This window comes from Actinomadura napierensis (genome assembly GCF_039529375.1).
Taxonomy (GTDB): Bacteria; Actinomycetota; Actinomycetes; order Streptosporangiales; family Streptosporangiaceae; genus Spirillospora; species Spirillospora napierensis.
Map to the genome: position 1 here is coordinate 1 of NZ_BAAAMR010000240.1, position 3,150 is coordinate 3,150.

The 3,150-nt window shown below is 66.1% G+C and carries 3 protein-coding genes; 1 reads left to right on the forward strand and 2 read right to left on the reverse strand.

The features are described from left to right. Positions 1 to 94: 94 nt before the first annotated feature. Complete coding sequence (locus ABD296_RS49070; RefSeq protein ID WP_344285321.1) at positions 95 to 526, reverse strand: WD40 repeat domain-containing protein; 432 nt, start codon at positions 524 to 526, stop codon at positions 95 to 97. Between the two features lie 55 nt (positions 527 to 581). On the opposite strand from ABD296_RS49070, the gene ABD296_RS49075 reads away from it, so the two are divergent. Beyond that, entirely contained in the window at positions 582 to 1,400 is an 819-nt protein-coding gene (locus ABD296_RS49075) for a hypothetical protein (protein ID WP_344285324.1), read from the forward strand. A gap of 305 nt (positions 1,401 to 1,705) precedes the next feature. Here ABD296_RS49075 and ABD296_RS49080 read toward each other — a convergent pair whose 3' ends face one another. Continuing rightward, a complete protein-coding gene (locus ABD296_RS49080) occupies positions 1,706 to 2,365 on the reverse strand; it encodes a hypothetical protein (RefSeq protein ID WP_344285327.1) in 660 nt (219 codons plus the stop codon). Between the last annotated feature and the right edge of the window lie 785 nt (positions 2,366 to 3,150).

A 3,150-nucleotide genomic window follows, 5' to 3' on the forward strand; every position in this document is an offset into this window, starting at 1 on the left:
CGCTGCACTACGGTGACCGCATCACCCTGAACTGAAAACCGATCACCGCCTCACCCACAGACTTTCAGACAGTCCCCAGTGACGGTGCGGGCGGTCAGCGGCAGGATGGTTTGACGGGGAGCTGTCGGAAGAACCGCGCCCATTGGGGTGCGGTAAGGGTGTTGGTGGTGGCACAGATGCGTTTCATGACGTGGCGGAGACCGGTGGAGATCAGCCGGACTAGATGGTCGTCGCTGGCGGCGGCCAGGGTGTGGCCGTCGGGGCTGTAGGCGAGGCTGTTGAGACCGTTGGTGTGGCCGGCGGTCAGCGGGTTGCCGATCGGTGTGGTGTGTGCGGGGTCGGAGGTCTCCCATAGTCGCAGGGTGCTGTCGTGGCCGAGGCTGGCGAGGGTGTGGCCGTCGGGAGCAAGGCTGACCCCTCGCACGGGCAGGGTGTGGCCGCTGAGCGGTTGTCCCAGCGCCGTGGGGTGTGTGGGGTCGCGAAGGTCCCACAGTTGGATGGTGTGGCGCTCGGAAACTCGATTCATGCTTTGACCTGGGGTCTCGCTGCGGGATCACATGTTTGGTCGGGGCCATCTCGAGGTGTTGCTGTCGCTGCTGTACCGATTGGTGAGGTGCCTGTTCGGCGTGTTGGGGGTGCTGGTTCGGTCGGATCCGTCCAAGGACGTCGAGTTGCTTGTGCTGCAGCACGAGAATCAGGTGCTGCGTCGTCGGCTGGGCGGTCGGCCGCGGTGGGATCACGGCGACCGGCTGTGGTTGGCGGCGTTGTCCCGGCTGGTTCGCCGCCGCCGGTGGGCGGAGATCTTCCCGGTCACCCCGGCCACGATTCTTCGCTGGCACCGCCACCTGGTCGCCCGCAAATGGACTTACGCTGACCGGCGCCGGCCGGGACGTCCACCCACCGGTGTTCCGATCAAGACGCTGATCGTGCGGATGGCGCGCGAGAACCCAGCCTGGGGTCATAGAAGAATCAAGGGCGAGCTGGCCCGGCTCGGTCACGCGATCGCCGCCTCCACAGTGTGGCAAGTGTTACGCGCCGCCGGCATCGACCCAGCACCGCGGCGGGAGGGGCCGACCTGGCGGCAGTTCCTGACCGCCCAGGCTCACGCGATCATCGCCTGTGACTTCCTGGTGGTGGAGACGGTGCTGCTCAAGCGGTTGTACGTGCTGGTGTTCCTCGAGCACGGCACCCGCAGGCTCCATCTGGGTGGCGTGACGGCATACCCGATCGGGGCGTGGTGCAGCAGGCCCGGAACCTGGCCATGGACCTGGCCGACCGCATCGGGACGCTACGCTTCCTCGTCCACGACCGCGACCCGGTCTTCACCGGCGCCTTCGATGAGGTGTTCAAAGCCGAAGGCGTCCGGATCATCAGGACCCTTCCGCGGACGCTGCGGATGAACGCTATCTGCGAACGGGTGGTCGGAACCTTCGTCGCGAACTGCTGGACCGGGTGTTGATCCTGGGGGAGCGGAACCTGGTCTTGGTGCTCGGCGAGTACCTGGATCACTACAACGGCCATCGGCCGCACCAAGCTCGAAACCAACGCCCCCCGGACACCGAAGCCCAGCCCCCAGACCCGGTTGAACTCAACGACCTGCGATCCATCCGGCGAAGACCCGTCGTCACGGGCATGATCAACGAATACCATCACACCGCATAACTACAGCTAAGGCCACGTAACTCAATAATCGAGCGGTCCACCATTAGGTGGTGGTGCGGGTGATGGTGACGGCTGGGTCCATCTTGAAGTCGCCGGTGAGGACGAGAGTGTCGTTGACCTTCACCGTGCCTGCGAAGCAGCCGGCGGAGACACGCGAGACCGTGCCGCTGGTGAGCTTCAAAGTGTGGGTGCTGTTGGTGTAGGTCGCGGCGATCTTATTGATGTAGATGGCGCAGTCGGCGGTGGAGAACGCCACGGTTATGGGAATGCCGTCGGTGTTGGCGCCGGTGAGGGTGCTGGTGCCGGTGGTGGCGTTGTAGCCGGTCGCGGTGTAGCCGATGGTTCCGAAGGCGGGCGTGCCGCCGAAGAAGGTGCTCCGCGTGCCGTGGGAGTCCGCGCAAGTGCCGATCACGTTACCGGTCTTGATGACGACCGGGGTGGCGGCGGCGGACGTCAGCTTGGGTATGGAGCCGTACTGCCCGGCGCCGGCGCAGGTGAACAAGGTCGCGCCGGCCGCCGTGCGCAGTGTCACGTCGGCGGTGGACTTGAAGCTGGTGTCGGCAGTGGTGGTGACGCGCCATGTGCTGGTGGCGGCGTGCGCGGCCGGTGTGGCCAGCGCCAGGGGCGCGGCGGCCGCGGCGACGAGGACCGGCAGGGAGCGGCGCGGGGACATGGCGCCCGGGCGCGACGAAGTGGAGGGCATGGGGTGAAGCCTCCTTCGGTCCGCCTGGGGCGACCGGACGCCCCCGAAGATCAACAAGCGGACTGGGCCACGGTAAAACGATTATTGGTCAAGATCAATAGCTGGAGGTCGGCATCTCGCGCCGACCGTCGTCGTGGACGCGGCGTTCCTAGGGGCGGTCGCGGATCGCCATGGTGCCCCGGAGTCTCCGGGGCACCATGGCTCCTCGGGGTGCTGTGGCGGTCAGACGACGCCGCTGTTGACGCGACCTGCTGCAGATGCGGGAACAGCAAATCGACACAGCAGGGTGCCTAGACCCTGCGGGAATGCAGCACAATGACCTCGCGGCCGCATCTATGCGCGGGCAGTTACTCAACTGCGACTCCGTGAACCCCTGAAGCTTGAACCCTCGCGCTCCGTAATCGCTTCACGGACTTTGAGTCAGATCCCAGCTAGCGGCAACGTTTGTCGATGAGTTCTGGCAACACCCCTGATCGTCAGGTTGCCGTGTTGATGAGTTCTGGCAACACCCGGGGGCATCGCCGAGAACGGTCTCGAAGGCCGGTGACCACCGCGCAGCGCGGCAGGTTCGCCCTGCCGCGCTGCGCCGAACTCAGAGCCGTGCGGCTAGTGAAGCACCGTGGCGCCGGTTCACCAGCCGGTCCGCACGGCGGCGGCGGTCATCGTCAGAGTGATTGCTGGTCGAGGATGGCCGCCACCTCCGCTGCTCGGAGGAGGAACCCGACGTGTGAGGTGTCCAGGGAGTGGACGTCGTAGGGATTGTCCGGGGTCAGGGCGTCGGCTTC